General features: G+C 58.3%; 23 protein-coding genes. 9 read left to right on the forward strand and 14 right to left on the reverse strand.

All coding sequences use genetic code 11. From position 1 onward, the window contains the following. Window positions 1-104 precede the first annotated feature (104 nt). Complete coding sequence (locus C5J24_RS12850) at window positions 105-1613, reverse strand: NAD-dependent succinate-semialdehyde dehydrogenase (RefSeq protein WP_105404684.1); 1509 nt, start codon at window positions 1611-1613, stop codon at window positions 105-107. Window positions 1614-2104: 491 nt separating this feature from the next. On the opposite strand from C5J24_RS12850, the gene C5J24_RS12855 reads away from it, so the two are divergent. The 5 genes from C5J24_RS12855 (at window position 2105) to C5J24_RS12875 (ending at window position 6913) form a co-directional block, all read left to right on the forward strand. Further along, on the forward strand, window positions 2105-3166 hold the full coding sequence (locus C5J24_RS12855) for a homoserine dehydrogenase (protein ID WP_105418314.1): 1062 nt from the start codon (window positions 2105-2107) through the stop codon (window positions 3164-3166). Further along, window positions 3166-4581, forward strand: coding sequence for an aldehyde dehydrogenase family protein (locus tag C5J24_RS12860; protein ID WP_105418316.1), 1416 nt, complete (start codon window positions 3166-3168; stop codon window positions 4579-4581). Before C5J24_RS12855 ends, C5J24_RS12860 begins: the two co-directional genes overlap by 1 nt. 45 nt (window positions 4582-4626) lie before the next feature. Then, the gene (gene dapA, locus C5J24_RS12865; RefSeq protein WP_105404681.1) at window positions 4627-5505 is read left to right on the forward strand and encodes a 4-hydroxy-tetrahydrodipicolinate synthase; all 879 of its coding nucleotides are present in this window, start codon (window positions 4627-4629) and stop codon (window positions 5503-5505) included. A 162-nt stretch (window positions 5506-5667) separates the two neighbouring features. Then, window positions 5668-6453 carry a phosphotransferase gene (locus tag C5J24_RS12870; protein ID WP_105404680.1) on the forward strand — a complete coding sequence of 262 codons (786 nt, stop codon included), beginning with the start codon at window positions 5668-5670 and terminating at the stop codon, window positions 6451-6453. Window positions 6454-6469: 16 nt separating this feature from the next. After that, complete coding sequence (locus C5J24_RS12875) at window positions 6470-6913, forward strand: Lrp/AsnC family transcriptional regulator (RefSeq protein ID WP_105404679.1); 444 nt, start codon at window positions 6470-6472, stop codon at window positions 6911-6913. A gap of 315 nt (window positions 6914-7228) precedes the next feature. Here C5J24_RS12875 and C5J24_RS12880 read toward each other — a convergent pair whose 3' ends face one another. From C5J24_RS12880 to C5J24_RS12890, 3 genes are read right to left on the reverse strand one after another with little or no spacing between them, the layout of a single operon-like run. Continuing rightward, window positions 7229-7582, reverse strand: coding sequence for a cupin domain-containing protein (locus C5J24_RS12880; protein WP_105418318.1), 354 nt, complete (start codon window positions 7580-7582; stop codon window positions 7229-7231). A 28-nt stretch (window positions 7583-7610) separates the two neighbouring features. Continuing rightward, the gene (locus C5J24_RS12885) at window positions 7611-8069 is read right to left on the reverse strand and encodes a RidA family protein (RefSeq protein WP_105404677.1); all 459 of its coding nucleotides are present in this window, start codon (window positions 8067-8069) and stop codon (window positions 7611-7613) included. After that, the gene (locus C5J24_RS12890) at window positions 8069-9247 is read right to left on the reverse strand and encodes a DSD1 family PLP-dependent enzyme (protein ID WP_105404676.1); all 1179 of its coding nucleotides are present in this window, start codon (window positions 9245-9247) and stop codon (window positions 8069-8071) included. The genes C5J24_RS12885 and C5J24_RS12890 overlap by 1 nt, the downstream gene beginning before the upstream one ends. 90 nt (window positions 9248-9337) lie before the next feature. Between C5J24_RS12890 and C5J24_RS12895 the strand changes: the two genes are divergently transcribed. Further along, window positions 9338-10267, forward strand: coding sequence for a LysR family transcriptional regulator (locus tag C5J24_RS12895; RefSeq protein WP_105404675.1), 930 nt, complete (start codon window positions 9338-9340; stop codon window positions 10265-10267). Here the strand turns inward: C5J24_RS12895 and C5J24_RS12900 are convergent. Beyond that, window positions 10261-11688 carry an aldehyde dehydrogenase family protein gene (locus C5J24_RS12900; protein ID WP_105404674.1) on the reverse strand — a complete coding sequence of 476 codons (1428 nt, stop codon included), beginning with the start codon at window positions 11686-11688 and terminating at the stop codon, window positions 10261-10263. The genes C5J24_RS12895 and C5J24_RS12900 overlap by 7 nt on opposite strands. A 529-nt stretch (window positions 11689-12217) precedes the next feature. Here C5J24_RS12900 and C5J24_RS12905 point away from each other — a divergent pair. Next, window positions 12218-13534 carry an FAD-binding oxidoreductase gene (locus tag C5J24_RS12905; protein ID WP_105404673.1) on the forward strand — a complete coding sequence of 439 codons (1317 nt, stop codon included), beginning with the start codon at window positions 12218-12220 and terminating at the stop codon, window positions 13532-13534. Window positions 13535-13857: 323 nt separating this feature from the next. Here the strand turns inward: C5J24_RS12905 and C5J24_RS12910 are convergent, their stop codons facing one another. The 3 genes from C5J24_RS12910 to C5J24_RS31830 form a co-directional block, all read right to left on the reverse strand. Further along, complete coding sequence (locus tag C5J24_RS12910; protein WP_105404672.1) at window positions 13858-14703, reverse strand: GNAT family N-acetyltransferase; 846 nt, start codon at window positions 14701-14703, stop codon at window positions 13858-13860. Window positions 14704-15178: 475 nt separating this feature from the next. Beyond that, a complete protein-coding gene (locus C5J24_RS12915) occupies window positions 15179-15655 on the reverse strand; it encodes an Lrp/AsnC family transcriptional regulator (protein WP_105404671.1) in 477 nt (158 codons plus the stop codon). A 312-nt stretch (window positions 15656-15967) separates the two neighbouring features. After that, a complete protein-coding gene (locus C5J24_RS31830) occupies window positions 15968-16156 on the reverse strand; it encodes a hypothetical protein (RefSeq protein ID WP_172723943.1) in 189 nt (62 codons plus the stop codon). Window positions 16157-16499: 343 nt separating this feature from the next. Here C5J24_RS31830 and C5J24_RS12920 point away from each other — a divergent pair, with 343 nt between their 5' ends. Next, a complete protein-coding gene (locus C5J24_RS12920) occupies window positions 16500-17372 on the forward strand; it encodes a GNAT family N-acetyltransferase (protein WP_105404702.1) in 873 nt (290 codons plus the stop codon). Window positions 17373-17932: 560 nt separating this feature from the next. On the opposite strand, the gene C5J24_RS12925 is transcribed toward C5J24_RS12920, so the two are convergent. The 4 genes from C5J24_RS12925 to C5J24_RS12940 all read right to left on the reverse strand — a co-directional run bounded on the left by C5J24_RS12925 (window position 17933) and on the right by C5J24_RS12940 (window position 22578). Continuing rightward, the gene (locus tag C5J24_RS12925; protein WP_105404670.1) at window positions 17933-19270 is read right to left on the reverse strand and encodes an aspartate aminotransferase family protein; all 1338 of its coding nucleotides are present in this window, start codon (window positions 19268-19270) and stop codon (window positions 17933-17935) included. A gap of 67 nt (window positions 19271-19337) precedes the next feature. Next, complete coding sequence (locus tag C5J24_RS12930) at window positions 19338-20462, reverse strand: phosphotransferase enzyme family protein (RefSeq protein ID WP_245437495.1); 1125 nt, start codon at window positions 20460-20462, stop codon at window positions 19338-19340. A gap of 164 nt (window positions 20463-20626) precedes the next feature. Beyond that, window positions 20627-21295, reverse strand: a complete 669-nt coding sequence (locus tag C5J24_RS12935; protein ID WP_105404668.1) for a haloacid dehalogenase type II — start codon at window positions 21293-21295, stop codon at window positions 20627-20629. Window positions 21296-21981: 686 nt separating this feature from the next. After that, window positions 21982-22578 (reverse strand): TetR/AcrR family transcriptional regulator, encoded by a 597-nt coding sequence (locus C5J24_RS12940; RefSeq protein ID WP_105404667.1) that lies wholly within the window; start codon window positions 22576-22578, stop codon window positions 21982-21984. A gap of 103 nt (window positions 22579-22681) precedes the next feature. Here C5J24_RS12940 and C5J24_RS12945 point away from each other — a divergent pair, with 103 nt between their 5' ends. Next, on the forward strand, window positions 22682-23758 hold the full coding sequence (locus tag C5J24_RS12945) for a trans-acting enoyl reductase family protein (protein ID WP_105404666.1): 1077 nt from the start codon (window positions 22682-22684) through the stop codon (window positions 23756-23758). Window positions 23759-23994: 236 nt separating this feature from the next. On the opposite strand, the gene C5J24_RS12950 is transcribed toward C5J24_RS12945, so the two are convergent. Further along, window positions 23995-25623, reverse strand: coding sequence for a thiamine pyrophosphate-dependent enzyme (locus tag C5J24_RS12950; protein ID WP_105404701.1), 1629 nt, complete (start codon window positions 25621-25623; stop codon window positions 23995-23997). A 32-nt stretch (window positions 25624-25655) separates the two neighbouring features. Then, window positions 25656-26843: an amino acid aminotransferase gene (locus C5J24_RS12955; RefSeq protein WP_105404665.1), complete on the reverse strand. Its 1188-nt coding sequence runs from the start codon at window positions 26841-26843 to the stop codon at window positions 25656-25658. Between the last annotated feature and the right edge of the window lie 109 nt (window positions 26844-26952).

Consider the following 26952-nt stretch of genomic DNA (forward strand, 5'->3'; position numbering starts at 1 on the left):
CTCTCTTTCTGGTTGGAGCCATGCGAGTCATCGTTGGATGACGACTTCCGATCGACTTCGCCACGATACATCGAGCCGCGACGACCTGCCTTGATCGCCGGGACCTACCACGTCGCGGCGATGTACTTTGCTTCGAGATATTCCAGCATACCGTGATGACTACCTTCGCGTCCGAGGCCGCTCTGTTTCACGCCGCCAAACGGCGCGGCAGCGTCGGAGACGACACCGCGGTTGATCCCGACCATGCCGCTTTCCAGGCGGCCAGCGACCGCAAGAGCGCGCTTGAGGTCCCGGGTGAAGACATAGGACACCAATCCATATTCGGTGTCGTTCGCCATCCGCACAACATCGTCTTCGGTTTCGAACGCAATGATCGGCGCAACTGGCCCAAAGATCTCTTCGCGAAGTATCTCAGCATCGGGAGAGACGTCGGCCAACACGGTCGGCGGATAATAAAAACCAGGGCCGCTGAGTTTGGTACCACCGCTCACGATACGAGCTCCCTTGGCAACGGCATCGGTCACCAGGTCATCTATTTTGGCGACCGCAGCCCGGGTGATCATTGGCCCGAGCTGGTTGGCAGGTTCCAGTCCCGGCCCGACTTTGAGCGTCGCCATCTCTTCGGCAAACCGCCGTGTAAAATCTGCCAGAATTCCCTTCTGCACGTAAAATCGATTTGCGGCGGTACAGGCTTCGCCGCCGTTGCGCATCTTGGCAATCATTGCACCGGCGACAGCCGTCTCAAGATCGGCGTCGTCGAATACGATGAAGGGCGCGTTACCACCCAACTCCATTGAGCAGCTGATGACCTGATCTGCGGCTTCGTGCAGCAATATTCGACCGACATTTGTCGAGCCCGTGAACGAGAGCTTGCGCACCCGCTTGTCGTGCAGCATCGCGCTGACGACGGGGCCCGACCTCCTTGTTGTCACAATGTTGACTACACCGGCCGGAACGCCTGCCTGCTGCATGATCTCGCCAATTGCCAGCGCAGTCAGTGGGGTCTCCGCTGCGGGCTTGAGGATGCATGTACAGCCTGCGGCCAGTGCTGGAGCGATCTTGCGGGTCGCCATTGCTGCCGGAAAATTCCACGGCGTCACCAGTATGGCAATACCGATCGGCTCGTGGGTCACCATGATCCGGTTTCCACCTGCCGGCGCAGGCCCGAGTTCACCGGGCGCCCTGACGGCCTCTTCCGCATACCAGCGGAAAAACTCAGCCGCATAGGTGACTTCCGATCTCGCGTCCGGAAGCGACTTGCCATTCTCAACCGTGATCATTCGCGCCAGCCGTTCTGCCTGATCATGCATCAGGTGGAAACACTTCATGAGAATGTCCGAGCGCCGCCGCGGCGGAATTGCCTTCCAGCCCGCCGCGGCCTTTTCTGCCGCGTCGACAGCGGCAATTGCTTCCGGGACGTCGCCATCAGCGACTGAGGCGAGAACCTCTTCGGTCGAGGGATCAATGACGTCGAAGGTCCGGCCCCCTTTTGCGGAGATCCATTCGCCATCGATGAACAGCTGGGTGGGGACGCCGACTACTGCAAAAGCCGCCTGGGAAGGCGCGGCGCGGGAAATCTCATGTGTCTCATTTGTTTTCACGTTCAGCACCATTCGCTACCAATCGGGTTCATAATGCGATCAATATAGGATTGGTTTTGGTATTGGTGTCAATATAGATCAATTTGGTCGTGAACATTTTGTGCAGTTTTGGGTTTCTGATGACCCCGGGAAGCCCGAGTTCGCCGTCCCAAATCGTGAAAACCCGTCGGGCCCAAATGCGGTGACAGCGCGAACCGCGGGTAAAAAGCGGCGGCAAATTGCAGGACGAATGGGACAATTGAACGTGACGAAAGGCGAATGAATCATATTTGGTTCACGATCGGCTGGCATTTACAAGTGCGTCCCTGGAATAGTCGGCGGAGCCGTTCAAGTTTCCACTAATGCCATATGCAGCAAAGACTAATTACCCTGGCCGGCAGTCAAAGGGCAAGACGGCAGTGGACTGAGCATTGTGAGCTGCAGATTAGTCTGTTTGCTCTGTTCCGACTGAGTGATCCGCCTCTGATAATGTGCGCGTAAATCGCTTCATCGGAGGAAACCATATGGAAACGTACAACATCGCTCTCATTGGATTTGGTGGCGTCAATCGCGCGCTGGCTGAGCTCATCGCGACGAAAAACTCGCTGTGGGAGCGGGATCTCGGTTTCCGCCTGAATATTGTTGCTGTCAGCGACCTCTATCTCGGCTCCGTGATTTCACCAAACGGCCTCGACGCTAAGACGCTCGTTGAAGCGAATTTCGCAAAGGGCGGCTTTGGCGGTCTCTCTGGCGGCAGCGCGGAAGCGGACAACGCGACGGTCATTAATACCGCGCCGGCGGACATCGTCGTGGAAGCAACCTTCACAAACCCGAAGGATGGCGAGCCGGCTGTTTCGCACTGCCGCTGGGCGCTCAAGTCCGGCAAGCATGTGGTCACCACGAACAAAGGGCCAGTCGCACTCGCCGCCCAGGAGCTGAAGGCTCTTGCTAAAGCAAACCGCGCTCATTTCGAGTATGAGGGCTCCGTCATGAGCGGCACACCGGTCATCCGGATGGCAAAAAATTGCTTTGCGGGCGCGGAAATCAAAGGGTTCGAGGGGATCCTGAACGGCACCTCGAACTTTGTCCTCGGCCGCATGGAGAGCGGTCTCGATTTCACCAGCGCTGTCGCAGAAGCCCAGGCGCTCGGATATGCTGAAGCCGATCCGACAGCCGACGTAGAGGGTTTCGACGTTCGCCTCAAGGTTGTGATCCTCGCGAACGAGCTGCTGGGGGCAAATCTCCAGCCGGAGAAAGTCTCCTGCCAGGGAATATCAGGCATTTCACGTTTCGACATCGAGGCAGCGGCAACGGCGAATAGCCGTTGGAAGCTGATCGGATCTGCCGTTCGCAATGCTGACGGGACGGTAACGGGCAGCGTTTCTCCCAGGCAGCTTCCGCTCGAGCATCCGCTCGCCGGCGTGAACGGCGCCACCAATGCGGTATCTCTTAACACCGAGCTGCTCGGGTCTGTCACGGTCACCGGCCCGGGTGCTGGCCGGATTGAGACCGCCTATGCCTTGCTATCGGACATTGTTGCCATCCACCGCGCCCAATCGGGCAACCTCGCGAAGGAGGCTGCGTGATGCCGAGCGCTGCCGTGAATAAGAAGACCTCTTCAGACGAGATCATCGTCAGCGATCCCTTCGACGGCAGCTTCGTAGGAACGGTGTCCGAGACCACTGCAAACGCGGTATACCTGCTGCTGGAGAGCGCCAAACGTGGGGCGCAGATCGCCCGGTCGCTCCCTCGTTACCGGCGTTCCGCAATTTTAGAAAAGGCTGCAGCGACCGTGGAAGCCCGTCAAGAGGAATTCGCGCTCCTGATCGTGCGGGAAGCCGGCAAGACAATAACCCAGGCGCGAAAGGAGACGACTCGGTGTGTCAACACCTTGAAGCTCTCTGCGGAAGAAGCCAAACGGAACGCCGGCGAAGTCATTCCGTTTGATGCCTATGCGGGATCCGAATCCCGTCAAGGCTGGTACACTCGAGAGCCACTCGGCATCATCACGGCGATCACGCCTTACAATGACCCGCTTAACCTCGTGGCGCATAAGCTCGGCCCCGCGATTGCCGGCGGCAATGCTGTACTCCTGAAGCCCTCGGAGCTTACGCCTCTTTCGGCGATCAAGCTGGTGGACGTGTTGGTCGAAAGCGGCCTGCCGGATGAGGTGATTTCGGTCGCCGTCGGCGGCGCGGACGTGGGCAAGGCGCTCGTTTCAGCCAAGGAGGTTCGAATGATTTCCTTCACAGGCGGTTTTGCAAGCGGCGAGGCCATCGCAAAATCTGCCGGCATCAAGAAGCTCGCGATGGATCTCGGTGGCAATGCACCAGTTATCGTGATGGAAAACTGCCAAATCGACGCCGCTGTCGAGGATTGCGTGTCAGGTGCTTTCTGGGCGGCGGGCCAGAACTGCATTGGTACCCAGCGGATTTTGGTCCAGCGCCCGATCTATGAACGGTTCAAGACGGAGTTTGTGGCTCAGACCCTCAAGTTAAAGACAGGTAACCCGATGGAAGGTGACACTGACATTGGCCCAATGATCTCCGAAAAGGCGGTAAACCGCGCGGCTGCCATGGTCGACCGCGCGATTGTTGCCGGCGCGACGCTGCTTTGCGGCCACAAGCCCTCCGGCACCCTTTATCCTCCGACCGTGCTGGAAAACGTGCCGGCGACCTGCGACGTATTAAATGAAGAGGTCTTTGCGCCGGTCGTCATCCTGCAGCCGTTCGATCACTTGGATGAGGCGATACAGCTGGCAAACAGTCCGGAATACAGCCTTCAGGCTGGTATCTTTACCAACGATCTCGCCGCGGCGCTTGACGCCGCCAAACGGATCGATGCCGGAGGTGTCATGATCAATCAATCGTCCGACTACCGGTTCGACGCGATGCCCTTTGGCGGGTTCAAATATGGCAGCATGGGACGCGAAGGCGTCCGTTTTGCCTACGAAGACATGACCCAGCCGAAGGTCGTCTGCATCACCATGCTGCCGCGTTGACCGGCACCGTGGCCGATTAGCCCATTTTCACATTCGGAAGCTAAAATGTTCACAGGATCTATCACCGCGCTAGTCACTCCGTTTGCCGATGGAAAAGTCGATGACGCTGCATTTCGCAGCCTCATCGAATGGCAGATCACAGAGGGCACGTCAGGGTTTGTCCCTTGCGGAACCACAGGTGAAAGCCCAACCCTCAGCCATGGCGAGCACAAACGCGTCGTTGAAGTCGCCATCGAGACTGCGAAGGGTCGTGTTCCTGTTATTGCCGGTGCAGGCTCCAACAACACCGAGGAAGCAATCAGCTACGTGCGGCACGCGCAGGAGGTTGGCGCGGATGGTTTGTTGATCGTCGCCCCGTACTACAACAAGCCCACGCAGGAGGGCATTTATCAGCACTTCAAGGCCATCGATGCCGAAGCTTCAATCCCAATACTTATCTACAATATCCCAGGTCGGAGTGTGATCGATATCCAGGTCGAAACGCTTGCCCGTATTTTCAACGATTGCCCGAACGTCAAGGGCGTTAAGGATGCGACAGGCAATCTCCTGCGCCCCTCACTTGAGCGGATTGCCTGCGGCAAGCAGTTCAATCTCCTGACCGGCGAAGACGGCACGGCGCTGGGTTACATGGCTCATGGCGGTCACGGCTGCATCTCGGTGACTGCAAATGTAGCTCCCCGGCTTTGCGCGTTGTTTCAACGGGCATGCCTTAATCGCGATTACACCACTGCGCTGGCTCTGCAAGACCAATTGATGCCGCTTCACCACGCACTGTTCCTCGAGGCCAGTCCTGCCGGTGCGAAATACGCTTTGAACCGGCTTGGAAAAATCAGGGGCGACCTGCGCCTTCCACTCGTCGGCGTGAGTCCACCTGTTCAAGAAGCAATCACTGATGCAATGCGTCACGCTAGAATTTTGGACTAGAGAACTGCAATGGGAATTGAGCCCATCGAAAGCGGCCGGGCTCGCGAACGCCGATTTGTGCAGCGGAAGGTATCTGCCCCGCCAAGTCGAAGAGCTCTTCGATAAACGGGGCGCAGTTCAAGAATATGTCGCTGAGGTCGTCAACCGAATAAGGGGTCGGAAATGGCCGTTTTTACCGAGCTTTCTGACGAAGATCGTCAGTCGATCACTGCAGCCTATGGCCTCACCTCGCTTTTCTCGGTGATTGGGATCGCAGACGGCGACACCGAGACGACATACCTGTTCCGCGCCAAAGAAGGCGAATTCATCGTCACGCTTTTCGAGAACGGGGCGCAACCTTTAGATTTGGAAAGAGCTTTCGAGACCATGGAGGAGCTCTATCGAAAGGGCATTCCCTGCCCAAAGCCGTTGCGTACCGTCGAAGGCCACGCCACATGTCGGGCTGCAGGCCGATTGGTCGCCGTCGTCAGCTTCGTGCCCGGTTCCTCACCCACCATTGCAGGCCCGGCGAAATGCCAAAGCTTAGGGCATGTGATGGCTCGAATTCATACTGGCTTGGAGCGAAATGTAAAACGCACCTCAGCGGATCTTCCAACTGGAGCGGTCCATGGTGCCTTGGCCCAACAGAATGTCTTTTTTATCGGGGACCAAGTAAGCGGTGTAATTAACTTCAGGCTGCGTCACGATGGTGTACTTGTATCTGAGATTGCGGATGTACTTGTCGGCTGGACCGGGGAACCCAACGGAGAACTGAACAAGGAGAGGGCGTACGCCCTGTTGCGGGGTTACAAAGAAGTTCGGCCACTGACCGACGCGGAACAGGAGGCACTTCCAGGTTTCATAATGGCCTCGACGGCGAAGCACTTCGCAAGCCGGAAAAAAACAGCCTTCTTGCCTGAAATTGCCGTGTTAGCTTATCTGTCGGTAACGCCCGATTTCCTACGCTGATCACCGGTCACAATTCATGAAATACCTTCTTGATAAAGTGGATGAACAGATACTTGTCGAATTGAAGACAAACGGTCGAACTTCGCACGCGGAGTTGTCGGCGAAGGTAAATCTTTCGCGCAACGCCGTGCGAGCCCGGATTGAGCGACTTGAGCGAGAAGGTTTTATCAAAGGATACACCATCATCACTGGTGATGGAGGGAGCAGTCAACAGGTCACGACAGCACTGATCTTCGTCTACCGGCACGATCGCATGAGGGGTGGAGAGGTTATTCAGGCACTGAGAAAAATCCCCGAAGTCGTAGCCTGCGACGTGATGACTGGTGATTTCGACCTTCTCGTCAGAGTCGAGTCTTCCGAGGCTGACCGAATAAGGCAGATTTGGCAGTCGATAGCCGAAATGCCAGGCGTGCGCGATACCCTGACCGCGTTTGCTCTCTCTTCCGTGATTCGGAAGTAACCGTGCGGATAGAGGCGGGAGCGACCGAAGAGGTGTCAGACGCTCCAATTACCTAGGTGGTTTCAGTGCACCGTCAGCCTGCCCCAGGAGAGACGTGTGATGTTTGAGCGTATGCCGGAGTAGCCAATTGGTTGTCTTCGTAGGAGGCGCGCAACATTATCTTCACACCCTTGGAAGATCGGACGATAATTTGACAGAGTTCTGCCGCCTGTTTCCGGTGCGGGCGGCGGCCAGTGCCGCGGCGCAGAGGCCGCATCTTTTCGCTGCAGCACCGGCAATTTTTTCGCGAAGGACCGGCCGCAGGGCCATGGCCTGTTACGTGACCGTCGCGTAGATCTTCCGAACGGTCTCCACAGTGCGCCGGGTGCCGACGAATCCTGGTTTCATCACGAAACTGTCTCCCGCTCTGTAGGTAACCGGCTGCCCCTGATCTGGGGTGATTTCAACGACCCCCTGAAGGATGTGGCAAAACTCGAAGGTCTCACCCTTAATAGAGTGCGTGAGGCCGGGTGTGGCCTCCCAGACACCAGTGTGAATCATTTCGCCTCTCGCTACATCCTGGGCCCATGTCTTGAATGAGGGGTCGCCGGATATGAGGCGTTCCGGCGCCGGCTTGGATTCACGCGGAGCTTCCGTGCTGGTCGGTACAATGGTCTTGAGAAGGGGCATGTTTTCTCCTTGCTGTTCTGTTTGTGGCTCAATAGCCGCGGTTGCGATCGACGAGACCGATCGCGTCGAGGCCAGCTTCGGTGTGTAGGGGGGCAGCGTTTTGCGTGAGGACGGCGATCGCATCGACTTCGACGAGATAGCCGTAGTGAAGTTCGGGCACCGGAACGACCGTTCGGGCCGGGCGGGCGTCCCCCATCCGCGCTGCATAAACCTGGTTGAAGCGGGGCCAATGGGTTACACCGACGATATAGGCAGTTACCCTGACGATATCAGCCGGGGTTCCGCCGGCAGCCACTAAAACCGCGAGCATGTTGTCGATGGCCTGCTCCGCCTGCGTTTCAAAACTGTCGTCTGCAAGCGGCTGCCCATCCGGGCGGACCGGGAGCTGCCCGGAAATATAAAGCTGCCCACCCGCCAGCTTCGCCTGCGAATAGTGACCCGCAGGTCTGGGTGCACGGTCGGTATCTACTGTTGTGGATTTCGACATCACCAACCTCCAAAACGCGGCCAACAGGCCTCGACGACATGCGAGCGACCGCGGACCACATGATAGACTGCATGCTGTGCAGCGGTCGCGCAGGCATGGTTCGGCAGGATCCGCACTCGGTCCCCAACTGCCAGATCGGGGAGGCGCGCGTCCGTCCCCGGCCGCACAGCGATAATGCCGTGCTCCTGGTTCGCGTCGGTAACGATGATGTCCCGATAGGCAGTGCCATCGATGTCACAGACAAGACCATACCCTTGATCGACGACCTGCTTGCCGGTACCCCGGTCCCGCGACAACGACATCCATCCACCATCGGTGATGATCCAGCCCTTCTCGCGCTGGTGGCTGATAACCGTCGCAAGAACGCTCAGCGCGACATCATCGACTTCGCAAATCCCGATGCCAGCCATCACCAGATCGAAGAATACGAACACGCCGGCGCGGACTTCGGTCACGCCGGCAAGATCCTTCGCGTGATGGGCCGTCGGGGTCGAACCGACGCTGACGAGGGGGCATGGCAGGCCAGCCTCGCGAAGAATCCGTGCTGCCTCCACCACGGCCAGCCGCTCCACCTCCGCATAGCGCTGCTGCGCCTCAACGCCGCCACCCTTGTAGCTATCGCCGGCATGGGTCAAAACGCCACGCAGATCGGCGCCTGCCGCCAGTATCTGCCCGATGTCCAGGAGTTGGGCGCGATTGGCGGGCATCACGCCCGAGCGGTGGCCATCGCAATCGATCTCGATCATCGCCGGGATGCGCATTCCGGCATCCCGAGATGCCTCGGCGACCGCCGTTGCCTGCTCGACGTTATCCAGAATGACCACGAGATCGACGCCTTTGGCGCGCAATTCGGCGACACGCGCCAGCTTTGCCGGCGCAATGCCGACCGCATAAATCATGTCGCGCACGCCTGCGGCGGCGAACTGCTCGGCTTCCTTCAGCGTGGAAACGGTAGCCGGCCCCTCAGGCGTGTTCATGATCCGCCGGGCCACCTCGATCGACTTCGTGGTCTTCAGGTGCGGCCGCAGCGACACGCCCAAGCCGTCCAGCCGGCTCCTGAGTCGTTTGAAATTCCGGTCCATCCGGTCCGCGTCCAAGACTAGGCAGGGCGTTTCCAGCGCCTCGAGGCTGGTAACGGTGGTCAGGCGGCTGGGCGCCTCGATCGTCGCTAGACTCATACTTCGGTCTCCCATCTCAGTTTGAGCTTGTCGCGAAACCATAAAGATGACAATTAATGCTATCTGAATGTTTGCTTCAGGTCTGGATTAATGCTGACATCCGACGATCTTGCCTTCTTTTCGGTCGTCATAGGATCGAAATCGCTGGCCGAAAGCGCGAGAAAGCTTAACGTTACGCCTCCGGCGGTGACCCAGCGCTTGCGCGCGCTCGAGGAGAAAGTGGGGGTCCGGCTGATCGACCGCTCCGGGCGACGACTTCTCCTGACGGAAGAGGGCTCGTTGGTCGCGTCACACAGCGTGATCGTCAGCGAAGCCATTGATGCGCTGGCTGAGGCGATAGCTGACCGGAGGGGTGCCGTTCGCGGGCATCTCCGGGTCGCGGCACCACATGGATTCGGACGGCTCTACGTCGCACCGGTCGTGGAAGCCTTCGCTCGAGAACACCGGGGCGCGACGGCGACCCTTCAGCTGTCGGACCACCCGATTGCTCTGCTCGTCGAGAGCTATGACGTTGTCGTGCACATCGGTGGTCCGGGACATCTGGACCAGGTCGTGACGACATTGGCACCCAACCACAGGATTCTCTGTGCAAGTCCGAGTTACCTTGCCTCCGCACCGCCGATTACAGCGCCCGCGGATCTTGCTCAACATCGCTGTCTGGCGGTTCGGGAGAACGATGAGGACGTGACATTGTGGCGCTTCAAAGGACCACGGACTGAAACCGCGACTGTGCGGGTCAATCCCGTCATGTCGAGCAACGATGGTGCCGTTATACGGGATTGGGCGCTGGCCAGCCAAGGGATCATGATCCGATCCGAATGGAACGTGGCAGAAGATCTCGCCGAGGGACGATTGAGGCAGGTACTCCCCAACTGGAAGCTTCCGTCGGCCGATATCGTCGCCATGCTCGGCTCGCGGCACGGGCGCAGCGCCCGAACTGCCGCGTTCCTGACGATGCTTCGTCAGTCGTTGAAGCCGCAGCCCTGGCGGGCGGACCGCGCCGCGTCGCCGCGTCAGTAGCCGAGGATGGACTTTGTCTCGAGATATTCCTCGAGCCCGTGAACGCCATACTCACGGCCGTTGCCTGAATGCTTGTAGCCACCGAACGCGGCAGCCCCGTTCCAAGCTGGATAATTGATATGAATCTGGCCGGCACGGATCCTCGCGGCAGCCCGCCGAGCCCGCTCCGGATCCGAAGATTGCACATGCGCGCCCAATCCATAAACGGTGTCATTGGCAATCCCAATCGCGTCGTCCTCGTCCATGTACGGCATGATCGAAAGCACGGGCCCGAAGATCTCCTCGCGAGCGATGCGCATGTCGGACGTGACCTTGGAAAAGATCGTCGGCTGCGTGAAAAAGCCCCTGTCGAGGCCCGCCGGACGCCCTAGCCCGCCGCACAGCAGCTTGGCGCCGTCGTCGATTCCCGCCTGGATCATAGCCTGCACCCGCTCAAACTGGGCACGATTTGCGATCGGTCCCATGCCGGTTGCCGGATCGAGCGGCGCGCCGACGGTGATGGCACGCGCAGTTTCGCTGGCTAATTCCTCCACTTCGACGAGCCGATGCGCTGGTACCAGCATGCGCGTTGGGGCGCTGCATGACTGGCCGACATTTCGCATGCCGGCCAGGACCCCCTTTGATACCGCCTCGCTGAAATTTGCGTCATCGAGCAAAATGTTGGGCGACTTGCCGCCGAGTTCCTGGACTACCCGCTTCACCGTCGGTGCAGCCGCCTGCGCGACGAGTACCCCTGCACGGGTCGACCCGGTGATGGAGATCATGTCAACCTCCGGATGACTCGCGAGCGCTGCGCCGACGCTCTCGCCAGTGCCGTTCACCAGATTGAATACCCCTGGCGGCGTACCGGCGTCGTGCATCAACTGGGCAAAAAGGAGGGCGCTGTAAGGCGACAGCTCACTTGGCTTGAGGACGATCGAGCATCCAGCGGCGATCGCTGGGGCTACCTTCGCGGTGATCTGGTAGAGTGGCCAGTTCCAGGGCGTGATCAGCGCGCAAACTCCGATCGCTTCCTTGGCGGTGGCGGTGTGCCCATCGATCGTCACGAAGCGGTATTTCTCGAGCACCTCCATCTGGACACGAATGTGTTCGGCAGCGAAGGGAACCTGGGAGGCTCGCGCGAAACTGATTGCGGCCCCCATTTCCATAACGAGCGCTTCCGCGAATATCTCCGCTCTGTCCTTCAGGAGCGAATGCATCCTGCCGAGCAGACCGAGCCGTTCGGAAACCGACGATTGAGAGAAGCCGGGGAAGGCTTTACGCGCCGCTGCAACCGCCAAGTCGACGTGATGAGCGCTTCCCGCGGCGATATGCCCAACAACCAGCTCCGAGGAGGGATCGACGACAGGCAGGCGGGCAACACCCGCAAATTCCTGCCATTCTCCGCCAATGAAAAACTGGCTTTCTCTTTCGGTCACCATGGTTCACCTCGCATCACGACTATGCGGCCAGTCCGAGCCACCGGTGGAAGATGCCTGAAAGGGCGCCACGATGGCAATTCATGTCGTCTGAATCGTTGCTTAAGATGGGCGTTAACAAAGGGATCACCCATCTCCTGTGACAGAAAATCTGCTGACCGAGTTGTTTCGGTTGGAAACATCGCCGCATCACGCTCGGCTACCGCTGAGCTGAAGTGCTCCTGAGACTGGACTGGCGAACCCTTGCGAAGCCGAGGGCAAGCATGCGTGGTTTATGTTGTAGCAGGTCCAGGGTGCGTGAACTCATTGATATGGAAGGTTTTGATTGTTTCGGTCTCATTCAGCAGCTGATGCGCCGGAGCGGGGCCAAAACGTCATTTTCTTCCGTATCACACCGATATCCAACATTAACTGTCCCGACATCCGCAGTCATCTGAAGCTGCGTGCCGACTATCCACCCACAGGGTCTCGTTGTTCGGCGGGTTTCGGATGCAGCGCCTCCTGCGCATACCACACAATGTGAGTGACAAGCATGTCTACCTTGAAAGCGCCCTTCTTCAGCGATGATGCCGTTGCCAGCCCCTTTTGGTGGGACGAGGCCCGCCCGGACGGAGCCAATGCCGATGATATCCCCGCCTCCACCGAGGTCGCAATCATCGGCGGCGGCTTCACCGGCCTCAACGCTGCGCTTGTTCTTGCACGGGCTGGCAAGCAGGTCACTGTCTATGACGCTGACGCACCGGGCTGGGGTGCATCTTCGCGCAACGGCGGGTTTCTAGGACCCGGCTGGGCCTTCTTCGATACGGCGATGACCTCTTTTGGCGTAGATATGGCTCGACGCGTCGTCGAGGAGAGCTTTCAATCGCTGCAATACGTCAAAGATGTTGTCGCAAGGGAACAAATCGACTGCGACCTCAAAGTGGTCGGATATTTCAAGGGAGCAATGACCCCGCGTATCTACGACAGGCTGGGCGCCAACATAGAACGCATTCGCAAGGTGCTCCCATGCGATGCCTATATGGTTCCGCGGGTGGACCAGCATAAGGAAGTCGGTTCCGAACTTTATCACGGCGGTGTCGCGATGCCTGGTTATGCTGGGCTTCATCCAGCAAAATACGTCAAAGGCCTCGCAAGGGCTGCCCAGCGCCTGGGCGTGCGCGTGTTCAGCAACGCGCGAGTAAGCGAACTTCAGCAAAAGGCTGGTGCTTTCAGTTTCAAAGTTCAGGGTCGAGATGTCACGGCAGGCCAGGTTCTGATCGCGACGAACGGGTACAGCGGCGCGCTGTTGCCCTATCTGAAGCGGCGCATCATCCCCGTGGGCAGCGGCTTGGTTGCAACGGAACCGCTGCCACCAGAGCTCATGAGAAAATTGATGCCGAAGCAGCAGATGCTTGCCGGCAGCCAGAGAGTTGTAACCTATTATCGCCCTTCACCTGATGGAACTCGGATCATCTTGGGTGGACGGGTCCTCAACATGAGCGGCACACTAGAAAGCAACACCAGGAACGCAACCTATCTTCGCAGCCTGCTGGTCAACATCTTTCCGGAATTAAATGCGCGCAAAATCAGCCACTACTGGCACGGCCAGTTGGGGTTCACCTTCGATCATTTCCCACACATCGACACCATCGATGGCATGTATTTCGCCGGCGGCTACAACGGTACAGGCGTCGCGCGCTCCAGCTGGCTTGGCGGTAAAATGGCCAACAAAATGCTCGGCAATGATCAGGGCAAGACCGTTTATAGCGAACTCAGCTTTGAGACCCGCCCTTATTACAACGGGAAGCCATGGTTTCTTCCCTTGGCCGTTTGGTACTATGGGATGTTGGACAAATGGGACCAGCGGTGACCGCATCCGCTGAACGCCGGTCTGGTCTTGATACTGCGCGGCACCGGGCATCGTTTTAGCAACCCGAACGAAACCCTTGTTGGCCGCGCATGTCTCGCTAGATCTTCACCTAGCCCGTCTTGCCAGCCACGGCAAACATGGGTGCTTGTTCAGAGAAGCTTGCGCGCATGGGACCAAGATTGCCTGGAACACCTCAGACGAACGCTGCGTCGAACTGCCCGATGGCTTTACCGCCACAAACGGCACAGAGCTGATGGTAGTATCGGCTCAAAGACCACCTCCCGACGAAGTCTGCTCGGCAGCAAAGCTTTGAGGCTGCGCAGCTAGCAAAACGACTGGTTTGCCACCGCATACATTCGAGCGGGGGAAACAGGCTCCGGTGCACTTCCCCGCACCATGGACACGGCCTCACCAACAAGCTGCAAGCCAGAACTCTGGAGCCAATCGCTCAACCCCTCCTGGGCATAAACGTCGATTCGAACAAATTGGCCGGCTAGGTTGCCAAGATGGGCAACGATCAGGCGCTTTGCGTCGGCAGCACAGTTGGCCGCAACGGGTCCGATCACATAACCACGACCGAATTTTCGCGCGATGGCATATCCGACAAATTGTCCATCCTGGATGATAACGAGCGTATCGCCGACATCGGTAAGCGCGCTCACCAGTTCCTGTCGAGGCATGCCGATTGCTAGCTGATCAAAAGTCTGGATGGCCGCTAAGTCTTGGTCATTGGCGGGGCGAATGTCCGCGTGAAGCTCGGTGTCTGGTGCAGCGGTCAACATGCCCTGATGCCGCAGGACCTTGCCCCAAGGCAGGAAGCCGCGGCGCTGATAGAGCGGCAGCCCCTCTTCGGTCGCGTTGAGCAGGACGTTTCGATCCTTGGTCGCTTCCAGTAAAGCGTTGAAAAGCCGGGAGCCTTGACCGCCACCTTGAACCTTCGTGGTTACGATGATCATTCCGGCGGTGGCATAGTTGGCGCCATAGCACCACCACAGCGCTGTTCCGACAACCTCGCCGCCGCGTTCCAACACGAAACCCTCCCCCCGACTGGCAGCGAATTCCCAATCTTCCAGGCCGTAGGGCCAAGAAAACTCCTGAGAAAGATTCAGCGCACCCTTTAGATGCCGAGGTTCAAGTTTGGAAAGGGTGATATAGTTGCTATCTTTCATTTAATGGCTTCCGCTAATTGGGATTTTGCCGTTGGCTCTGTTGTTCGAAAGGGCGAAAATGCCTTGTGATTGTCATCGCAAAAGCCCAAGTTTCCATGCTTTTTAGGCGCTCAATTCAGTGACTTCATGCGGTTTTAAGTTGCTGCTCGACATTTCCTGTGTCGCATTGCTGCCTGAACGCTACTAAGGACACGTCGTTCGGCTAAGGAGACCGTCAAGGAGCTGCATGGCGGCCTCGGCTTACGTTGCAGATCCGCAACCCGTTTCGTCAGCACGCAATGTGCGACCTCACCGGCTGCTTCCGGTGGTTGCGCGACGTTCGAACACGGGAGAAGCCCCGCTACTGGGAGGTGACGCAGCAACGGCTACTGGCAAGGCTCACCCGGCACTGAATCCACGTTGGCGGCGTCCCAGGACATCGCGGGTGAGCCTGACCCCGCCGGCCTCAGGCTCGCCAAAAGTGATCTCTGCAGGCTCAATCGTGAAACAATGTCTTGAGGGGTAGATGATGCTTGATGAAAGGCGATTTCATCACAATGAAGCTGAAATATTTGTCTATACCGATTTCTGCTGTAAGCAGGCGCTCCATCAGCTCCTGATAGTCGCTGATGCTGGCGGTGACAAATTTTATCAGGTAGTCGTAGCCACCAGAAACCACATGGCACTCGATTGCTTCTTCGACCTTCTCGATGGCCTGTTGAAATCGGGAAAAGTCGTTGTGGCGGTGATTGCTCAACGTGATTTCGGTGAAGATGGTGACCGACGGGCCAAGCTTCGCCAGATCTATATGAGCCGAATAGCCGGTAATGTACCCCAACTGCTGTAGCTTTTTGACGCGCATAAGGCACGGACTGGCCGATAGATGCACGAGGTCCGCAAGCTCGACATTTGTCAGCCTGCCATTGCGTTGCAACTCATGCAGGATCCGGATGTCGATACGGTCAAGCTTCACGTCCGTTCCCTTGCTGTTTTCTCTCGGCTTCGTTTTCCGATGCCGAATAGTCACCCGCTGTCGCCGAAACCTCTGCGTCACCTATGCCCAGGTTCACCGATTCATATACCTTAAGTTCGAGTAGCCGCCCAACATGTTCGAGTTGCATCGGGTACCATTGTCATAGAATATCCGCTCGCTCTCACCGAGTTGGGGTGCAAGCTTTGATTCTGGCCCTCGAGGGTTGGTTTTCATACCGATCGCTCTATGGCCTCGCCCAACGAAAGTACATCCGGAACTCATGCGCCGGCGGGCTTCAGAACGAGATTTTCGTCAGATGCGGACTTTCGATGTTCCGACGACATGGCGCACATCCCGCACATGCATGCATGAGCTGTCAGTTGCTCCTTCACGCTGATAGCGGCTGAGGCGAAAAAGTTCCAGCGCTCTTGCTGCAGCAGCGAACGGAAACTTGAGGGACGAACGAATTCGGCGCCGGTTCAAGCCAAGCGGATCGAGCATGGTATCGTCACCGTCAAAATTGGCATTGCCCTGAACATGCCTCGCAGTTTTTTTACATCACGACGCCGCCACATAGTTGCTCCTCGAAAAGCGGGCTTAGTCATATTGCACCCGGCTAACAATGTGATCTTGATCGACAGGCTAGCCGTGACGGGGAAGGCTTCTGTGCGGAATGGCGTTGACATTCGGCAAAAGATATCGAACAGCATCCTCGGATGCGGTTGATCCTGCTGGCTTGCGGGCGCCACTATGTGGACGGTGACAATCGTTCTGGCTTTTTTGACGGGACCGGCTCTTGTTCCCTCGCAAGTTCGCCCGATCTGTCAAACACAAAGGAGTCGAAGTGGCAAAATCGGTTCGCGTGAAGTCCTTTGATTTGGTCGCGCAGGACATCGCCGAAGTTGACGTGCAATTGCTGCATGGGCTCTCGATTGGCGTCGGTTGGCCTCACAGGCCTGCGGATTGGGAATTCCTGCGACGCGTAGGACAAGGCATCGTCGCCGTCGATGGGATCGGGCGGGTTTTCGGCAGTGCGATGTGGTTTCCTCAGGGCGAGGATTTCGCCACCGTCGGAGTAGTCATTACGACCCCCCGCGCCCAGGCTCATGGCGCCGGTCGGTGGCTGATGGAGCAGGTGCTGGATCGTTGCCAAGACCGAAACCTCAGCCTGAACTCGACGAGAGCCGCTTACCCCATGTATGTCTCGCTTGGATTCGAAACCGAGGCAACGGTCTTCCTGCACCGTGGCATCGTTTGCGCGCTACCAGTGCTGCCAATCTTAGATGGAACGTTGAGTGAACTCCCGGCCGCCCGTATCAACGAAGTAACTTCCTGCGACACCGAGGCGTTCGGAACCGAGCGCGCGCGACTCCTGGCGCAGCTGTCAAAGGGGGCGGTGACTTGTGTACTTCGACGCGGTGGCGTGGTCGTTGGGTATGCCATGCGTCACAAATTTGGACCTGGTCATGTAGTTGGTCCAATTGTCGCTCGAAACGATGAGGATGCGATCCACCTCGCCGCGTGGCATCTGAATTTGCTGAAGGATCAGCACACGCGGATCGACACGCGAGAGGAAGGGCCTTTCGCGAATTTCGTAGAGCAGTGCGGTCTCGCTGTTTCCGAAACGACGATAACAATGTCTAAGGGCAGGAGGTTTCTGAACCGGTCGGAGAATGGCCCATGGGTTTACGGATTGGCCGGTCACGCACTGAGTTAGTCGAAGGCCAGCTGCCAGTCACACCCGTGCCACTTGTCTCACCACCACCTACTTATTTGGGCGCCATGGCGGACACATTCCTTATTCGGAGGCCAACGAAACGATGCTTTGTTCGATCAGAGCTCGTTGAACGCCATCCATAATTTGCCAGCACACGGCCCGGCGAGGTCGAACCGCTGTTTGGAACCCGGGGCTTTGGTGGCTCGCGCCGGGGGTCGAGCGGGCCAGAAAGCCGCGCGTGGATGGGTGCGCGTTGTTTTATTCTCGCCGGAGATAGTTTCACTAGTGCAGGTCATTTGACGACTCTCAGAAGCTCTGAGTTGACGGGTCCCTCCGAGAGGCCTGTGGGTTCTCCGCATCGAGCCGCGCGGACAGCATCCACGCCCCGCGCCGGGCAGTCTCCATCGAACCCATCGATCAGCGATGCGCACTGCATCGCGGCCAACAGCCCGTAGGCGCCACAGCGCTCTCTGACTACAGCCCGGATTTGACGTACTGCCGCAACTAGAATCCCGCAGTCGCCGTCTCGGCGCGGTCGAAGGAAGGGCAACTGCTCTCGGTTACGAAGCATAGCCTGCTACCTTGCTGAGGGCGCGCTCGAACGATGCAAGGAAAAGGTCGGCATGCTCTGCCTGGCAAACGAGCGGTGGGCGCACCTTCAGGGAATCCTCGTTGGCTCCCGTCGTGCTAACCAAAACGCCGTCGTCCCGCATTGCGTTGACCAAATCTAAAGCCATGGTGCGCCTGGCTGTTGCCGGTGCGCTCTCATGTCCAATGTCGATGCCGAAGAAAAGGCCAGCGTTTCGGATTGCGCGGATCGTGGAGGTCTGCTGCTCGATCTTCTCCAGTCCAGCCCGGAGATGCTGGCTCATGGAAAGTGCTCTTCTGGGGATCTGGTCACGCTGGAGGATGCTGAGCACGGCGTCCGCCGTCGCAATCCCAATGGTATTTCCTGCGAAGGTGTTTGAGTAGCGGGAGGTGGTACCGAATTGCTCCATTGGCGCCTTGCGACCAACGACAGCACCGATTGGAAATCCATTGCCCATGGGCTTGCCGAGAGTGACGAGATCCGGAACAATCCCGTGCCTCTCAAAACCCCACATATGCTCGCCAGTTCGGCCAAAGCCGGGCTGGACTTCATCGGCGATGACGAGACCACCTGCGTCCCGCACCGCGGCAACGCCGCTGGCAATGAAGCCAGCTGGATCTACCCAGACGCCATCGCTGGAAAAGATGCTATCGAGGAGCAGCGCTGCAACACCAATGCCCCGACGGTTCAGATCCGCGATGGCCGAGCGGATTTGTGCTTCGAAAAAATCGGCAGCTTGGCCGTCCGGGACGCCTGCTGGCCCGGGTATCGACACCATGCGCACGAACGGGCTGAGCTTGACAGCGTCGCCCAAGTTCGGGGAGACCGCGGCGGTCGCAGCGCTGGTGCCGTGATACGCATGGGTGGACACGATCACCCCTTCGTTGCCGCTCGCAAACCGCGCAATACGCAGGGCCAGATCGTTGGATTCGCTTCCCGTACACGTGAAAACCACCCGGTCCAGCCCACTTGGGAAAGTATCGACCAATCGCTCGGCATAGTCGATGAGCTTTGGCTCAAGATAGCGCGTGTTGGCGCTTATCCGGCCCGCCTGCTCAGCCATTGCGGCGTTTACTTCTGGGTGACAGTGGCCGAGAGATGGCACATTGTTGTAGAAATCGAGGTAGCCTCGGCCGTCTGGGTCGTAGAGCCACATGCCTTCACCTCGAACGAAATGCACAGGCCGACGGTACTGGAGCCGGTAAGAGGCCCCAAGAACTGCATCACGGCGCGCAATCAACTCCGACTCGCGTCTGGGAAGATCCGCTTCGCCGGGCCTGTAACGATTTGGCATGAGATCTGTGGACATGTGCTTCTCCCTGTTGCGAGGTAGCTTGATCAATTTCCGGGCGTCCGTCGGGCGAGCCAAGAGGACGTTACGGCCGCGACAACGACACCGCAGCGAGGACTGCCGACTCGCCCGCTGCAACGCCGAGAGGTCTCAGGATGGCAAGGCCCCGCTCGGCACGCGCAACATTTTTTTTGATATACTGGGCGTCGGCTGGAAAAAGATGGGATCGCCAATAATTGACCAGAAGCAGTGCGCTTTGCCGCGCCCGCATCAGTCCAACGAGCAGTTTTGCTTCCAGCGCCGAAAGTGGAGTGACGGAGGCATAGCCGGCAATAAGATGCTCGGCTCCGCCCAAAGGAAGGGTCGGATCCCTTACGACGTGGCTTGCGCCGATCGCCAGATCCTGGATCCTGGGGCTCCAGCAGCCGTCACCAAAATCAATGAATCCCATTTCCTGACCGGTCACCATCATATTGAATGGGCTGGGATCATTGTGGACTACCTGCCACGCCACATTCGAGATTTGTGGCTCGACGAACTCCACATAATCCGCCATCGCTATGCGCACGCAATCAGCGGTGAGCCCGGGTGGGAGGTATTGCTCCAGTTCGATCAAATGCGGCCAGCAGCCGAGCTGCCAAAGTATGGGACGGTGGGCCGCGGCCACACTGACCGGTTCAAGCGCTAAGTCCAGGCGAGCCAGAGCGTAGCCGGTTCGAAAGAGCAGGTCGGGAGTTGGCGTCGCCTGGTGCAACGGAATGCCATCAATCCGGGTCTGCAAATATCCGCATACTCCGTCCTGGTCAAACATCAATCCGCCATTGCTCGTGCGGAGCACCTCGGGTGCAATAAAGCCCGATGCCCCTTGTAGTTCGGATAAGGCCGCTGTTTGAAAATCAAAGCTGTCGACCGCCTCCGGTCTCATCGACGTCTTCAGGATCAGCCGGCGGCCGTCCGCCAAGTTCACCGCAACTGTGCGCTCGACCTCCGATGACAATGGCACAATCGATCCTGTCAATCCGTAGTGGCGCTCCAACAGTGCCCCCGATATGTCAGGCTCGCAGCTCGGCGGCACGGCCAACATTGCCGCGGCAGCGCGAAAATAGGCTTCAGTTGAGGCTACCGAGCAAGGTAAATGGTCGCCTTTCGCTGGCATGGAGCCATTGAATTGACCTGTTCCATCGGCGAGGAGATCACGAGAAGCACCCAATTTGAAGAATCCTCGTCCGTTGGGGAGGGTTGTTCTGACGCTGCGAGATCAAACGCTCCAGCGAGAACCCGCGAAGTTGCCTGTCTTGCAGCGTTCGGAAAGCTCCGCCGGCTACTCCCGGAATGGGCGCGTGCTTTGCAAGAGGCCACGCCCATTGCCGACCTTCAAAGCCCGAAAACGCCTGGCAGATGCTTCACATCAGGGATCTCGGTGTATTCGTAGAAGGGATTGGCTGGTTCATGGCCTCTGTTAACCCAGACCTTGCTCTTGATCCCCAAATCATAGGCAGACATCAGGTCGTGGCGGAAAGATGAGGAAACATGCGTGATGTCCTGCGGACCACAACCCAGCATATCGAACAAATATTCGAACGCCCTCAGGTGCGGCTTGTAGGCACCCGCCTGCTCGGCGGTGTACACAGCATGAAATGGCGCGCCAAGCTTTGCCACGTTGGACGGAATTTGGGCGACCATGGAGTTCGAAAGGATAACCAGCGGAATTTCTTTGGCCAGTTTCGCCAATCCCTCGGGCACGTCCTGATGTGGGCCCCAGGTCGGGATGCGGCTATAGATCGTCTGCGCGTCTTCGTCAGCGAATGGGACGTTGTTGCGGCGACATGTGCGCTCCAAGGCGTTGTGAACGACATCGGCATAAGGCTTCCAGTCCTGCAGCACCTCATCCACGCGGTAGGCTTGGAAATTTTTGATGAATTCAGCCATGCGCGGACCATCCAAAAGATGACCGAACAGATCCTTGGCGGCTTCTGCCATTTGGAAGTTGATCAGCGTGCCGTGACAATCGAACGTCACGTATTTCGGTCGGAAGACATCCATGTGCTTGGTTCCTGTCGCTTGTCTAACGGACCGACGATAGGCGCATGCCTGAGGTAGAATGTGCCGAAGTGCACAGGGATTCGGTAGAGGCGTCCTCCATTGAGTGAGAACCAGCACAACCTTCCGCTCCCGTGAATCACGCAAGCCTACACGCCCGATGGGCACAACGAGCCGAAACGCGCCGATTTCTTCCGCACATTAAGCTTGTGCGCATCACCCGGATCGAGAGGAAAGTGAACGAAGTATGCGAACTACCCTCAATCAGAGCGACGCTCTCCGCTCGGGCAATGGCCCCGAAGGCTATCTGCCAGAGGAAGGCATCGTAAACGACCTGATCGTGACGCTCGCAAACAAGCTCGCCCCCATTGCGTGGCAGTCTTACGAAAGGGATGTCATTCGAGCGAACATACGGCGCCGCTCTGGCCTGAGACGGTCGGCTGAACCTATAAGCAGTCCATGATGTTTGCGAGAAGGAAAACAGCCTGACAGTTGACCGGCGTCCGGAAAGCCCAGCAGTGGAAATGGGTCATGGAAGCCGTGTTGATTATTGAGGCTCCGGATGTGCGGAATTCACCGTGGCCACGGCATTACCGTGAGACCGCACACGTTGAAGCAGACTGCGCAGGAACTGAAAAAGCTCCTGCAAACACGGCGGGCCATCCCATGCTCAACAGTTCTGAGTTCAATCAGTCGTGACTGGCCGCGATCAAAGCATGGGCAGCATCGCGGAGCAAGCTGGTTGCCTCCCCGGGTTCAAAGACCTGCATGCTGACAAAGGCGCCGTTGATCAGGACCGCAAGCTGACCGGCAAGCCGGTCGGGTGCGGCAACCGCGAGCGCCTCGGCTATGGTCTTCAGGCGTCGCCGCAGCTCGCGCATGTGGGCCTTCGCGACCTTGCGAGCAGGATGATCCGCTTCTGGAAACTCGGCCGCCGTATTGATCTGTGGGCAACCCCGGTAGTGGTCCCGTCCGACCCGCTCGCCGATCCATTCGAGATGGGCGTCGAGTTCGGCTGCGGCATCGTCCGGATGCTGTTGCCTCACCTGCTCCCAGGTGCACCAGAAATCCAGGTCCTCGCGCTTGAGAAAAGCGGCGATCAAGTCGTCCTTCGTACCGAAATGGCGGTAGAGGCTGGTTTTGGCGACGCCGGATTTTTCCACCACCAGGTCGACGCCGACAGCGCGCACGCCACGCCGGTAAAAGAGCTCCGATGCTGCCTCAAGAATTCTGTCCCGGACCTCTTTCGTACCGGATGCGGGAGGGTTCGCTGTGTTCTTTGCCATGACTCGATCTCCAATATCCCCCTTGTAGCAGAAAGCTACTTGACGCGCTACAGACCTGTATGTTTTGGTAGCAACGGACCGGTCTGTAGCGAAGGAGAGAGCGATGACCATTGATCAAGCTGATATCATCAGGACACGACAGCCCGTAGCGGTCATAGGTGCGAGTGGCCATACTGGCCGATTTGTCGTCGCCGAATTGTTGCGGCGCGGATCCAAGCCGATCGCCATCGGCCGGAGCGGAGCGCGGCTGGCGGAGGCTGGCTTTTCCGAGCTGGGTATCGAACGCCGTGAAGCTGCAGTGGAAGACGACGCGGCGCTGGACCGAGCCCTTGCCGGGGCGGCGGCGGTCATCAACTGCGCCGGACCGTTCATGGATACGGCCGACGCTGCGGTACGTGCCGCGTTGCGAGCAGGCATCCACTATCTGGACGTGACGGCAGAGCAGCCCAGCGTGCAAACGACGTTCGAGCGCCACGAGATTGCGGCCCGCGATGCAGGAGTCGTCGTCATACCCGCAATGGGCTTTTACGGCGGCCTGGCCGATCTGCTCGTCGCAACCGTTATGGACGAATGGGATCACGCCGACGCCATCGAAATCCACGTTGCGCTCGACAGCTGGCTCCCCACAAGGGGGACCCGCGTGACCGGAGAAAAGAACACTGCGAAGCGCCTTGCCATCAGCGGCGGCCAGATGGAGCCAGTCCATCAACCACCTATGGAAAAGGTATCCGTCCTACCGGCCCCGTTCGGCCGGCAGACCTTCGTCGAGCTTCCCTTTTCGGAAGTACCACTCATCGCCCGTCACGTCCGGACGAAGGAGCTGCACACCTTTCTCAGCACGACCGCGCTTCGGGATCTACGCGATCCGGCCACGCCTGCACCGCAGCCTGTCGACGAAACCGGACGTTCGGCGCAGCGCTTCGCCGTCAAGGTCGTCGTCACGCAAGGAGCCCTTCACCGCCAGATCGTCGCACAGGGCCAGGACATCTACGCCGTCACGGCGCCGATCATATGTGAAGCGGTCCAGCGCATCCTGTTGGGCAACATCCTCAATATCGGCGCGAACCCGCCGGCCGTGATTTTCGATGCTGCCAGCTTCCTGCGTGCGCTGGACCCGCATCTGTCGATCGAGACATTGGAAATGTCGGCTGTGACAAGGGGCCCGCTTTATGAGGGATAGGATCGCTCTATTTTTCTAGTCACTCGTCAAGGAAAGAGTCCCCGAGATTGGTTGGCGTTGGTAGTTCGCCGCACTCCAATCGTGATCGCCGCAGTGCGATTGGATATTTTTCCGAGATCGCTCTCGCGATGACCTTGGAAAAAGCGTCGTCAACAGTTCACGACGCCTGGCGACGACGGTGTCGAAAACGGGACCGGAGGAGATGTCTATCCTTTTGAGACCCCAGTTGAGACTTCTTATGCAGCAGGCGGTGCGGGATGGATGAAGGGCCAGGGGCTTGCTTCGGATCCCTTCTCGATTGGCACTTCGATGAGAACGGGAGCGTTCAGCTCCAGAGCCTCGCTGACAGCCGATTTCAGTTCGCCTGGGGACGATACGCGATATGTTTTCACGCCAAAACTCTCGCCGAGTTTTACGAAATCAGGATTGGTGAGGTCTGAGCCAATGTATCGGCCGGAATAGGCTTGCTTCTGATCGCGCAATACGTTTCCGTAGGCATTGTTGTTGAACACGATTGCGACGACCGCGATATTATGCTGCACGGCTGTGGCCAACTCCTGCACACCGAACATGAAACCACCATCGCCCGACACTGAAACGACTGCCTTATCCGGATTGCCGACCTTGACTCCAAGCGCGGTATTGAAGCCGAACCCGAGGTTGTCCTGATAGCCACAAGTCACATACTGTCGGGGCCCGTAGACGGGGAAGGCAAACCGGGCGGTGAAGCCCATCTGACTGACTTCTTCGACAAAGAAACCATCGCGCGGCAGTGCCTCCCGGATCGCATTCAAATAATCGACCTGAGGCTGAACGGCTGAGAACCGTTCTTTCGCGTTGCGATTCAGGGCCGCGAACTCATCAGTTCGCGCCGCTCTGTCCGATGGTCCCACGGCTTTGGTCAAAGCTGCGGTGCCCGCCTTTGCGTCCGCGACAATTCCAACGTCCGGCTTCAACCGGACCATTTCCGTTGGATCGATATCGATCCGGATAACCTTGAGTCCCTTGGGAAGCCACTTCCACCGCATGAATTCGAGTTCAAGACGGCTACCGATACCGATGAGCACATCGGTATCTTTCCAGTAATCGAACGCAGCGACAAAATTCAGATAGTTGGGATGCTCGTCGCTTACGATGCCCTTTCCCGATCGATGGGACGTCACCGGCGCTTTAAGCGCTTTGGCCAATTCAGCAACTTCCGCACCCGCATCAACAGCGCCTCCGCCTACCATAATCAGAGGGTTTTTGGCGTTTGCCAGGATAGCAGCCGCAGCCTGAATACTGTCAGGATTGACTTGGGGGTCCGCGGCGCGTCTGGTTTCAGGAAGATCGAGCTCCGGGCCTGTCATTCCAAAGACATCCCAAGGCGCCTCGACCGCTCCGGGTCCCTGACGTCCGGAGAGCATTTTTCCGATCACCTCGGCCATGACCGTTCCGGTCTGGGACTGATGATCAATCCGCTCTGCGACCTTCGTGATCCCACGCATGGTCGCCAGCTGGTCGGGCAGCTCGTGGAGCTGGCCACGGCCCTGGCCGATCAAGTGCGACATGATATTGCCCGTCAAACACAGGACCGGGGAATTCGCTCCATAGGCAGTGCATAGGGCGGCGCCGGAATTGAGAACACCTGGGCCGGGCACAACCGTATAGGCGCCGATGCGTCCAGTGGACTTCGCGTAACCGTATGCCATGTAGCCCGCACCCTGCTCGTGGCGGGTATGGATAAAACGGATCTCGTTGCGCTTTTCATAGAGAGCATCGTTGAAATCGTACATATGGGCGCCGGGGATGCCGAAGACAGTGTCCACACCGTTTTCGAGGAGTGAGCGAGCGATGGCCTGCCCTGTGGTCTCTTTGTTTTTCATGATGATGTCCAAACCTGTTTTTTTAGGAATGCTCAGGCCGCCGAGCGGGTGCTCAGCGTGCCTTCTGCCGACAGAGCCTTGACGATCGCGCCAGCGTCGGAGGGCTGCATCCCCGCCAAATTCATGCGACCGGAATCGGCCATGTAGATCCCGTGTTTGTGGCGCAATGCGACCGCCGTGTCTTTCGACATCGCCAGGTTCGAGAAGAGCCCTCGCTGGTTTGCGATGAAGCCCAGTTCCAGATGGGCAGATGCAAGGGCGGCGCGGTTACCATTGACCCGAGCGCACATTTCAACCAGCTCCTGCTTCCAGATTTGGGTTAGCTCCGCGCTCTCCAGAATCACGCGTACGATGGCCGCGCCATGGTCCGGGGGCATCGACCAGTTGACGCGAGCCAACGAAGCCATGTTGCCATCGGCAATCTTGAGCTGCTCCGCGTTGCGGCTGACAAGGTAAAGGGCACCAACACGTTCGCGATAAAGACCAAAATTTTTGTCACACGAATAGGCGACAAGCGCTTCGTCTACTGCCTCGAGGATAAGGCGGGTTGGCTCCGCGTCCGCTTCGAGGCCATCGCCCAGGCCTTGGTAGGCAAGATCGATAAAGGGAAGGAGCTTGCGCTCTACGAGCGTTGCTGCGATCTGCTTCCACTGGTCGATATCAAAATCAATGCCAGTTGGGTTGTGGCAGCAGCCGTGTAGCAGGATCACATCACCAGCCTCGGCCGCGTCGAGAGCCTCCAGAACACGATCGAAGTCAATTTGCTGCTTGGCAAGGTCGACGAAACGATAGTCTTTGACGGTCAAGCGCGCCGACTCGAAAATTGGAGCATGATTGGGCCAGCTGGGTGTACCAAGCCAGACCTTCGCACCGGGTCTGGCTGAGGCGATGAGTTCAGCGCCCAGTCGCAGAGCGCCGCTTCCACCTGGCGTCTGAATGCCTACAACCTTGCCGGCATCATGATTTGCGCCGAAAATAATCGGTCTCAGGAGATTGACGAAATTCAGGTCCCCTTCCGGCCCGAGATAGCGCTTGCTGTCCTGGGTGTCGAGCAGCTGCTTTTCAGCGAGCTTGACGGCCCGCATGACCGGGGTCCGCCCTTGTTCATCTCTGTAGACGCCGACGCCGAGGTCGACTTTGTAGCCTCTGGGATCGGCTTGAAACGCCTTGATGAGCGCAAGTAGGCTGTCGGCTGGTTGCGCGGTGAGTTTCTCAAACATGTTGTCTACCTCCTAAGAACGTGGCCTAAGCGTACAGGCGCCTCAGTGAGGTAAGTTTGCAATTTTCAGCAGATATAGATATAATAGCGCATGAAAATCACCAACTTTC

This window comes from Neorhizobium sp. T25_27 (assembly GCF_002968565.1).
GTDB classification, from domain to species: domain Bacteria; phylum Pseudomonadota; class Alphaproteobacteria; order Rhizobiales; family Rhizobiaceae; genus Neorhizobium; species Neorhizobium tomejilense.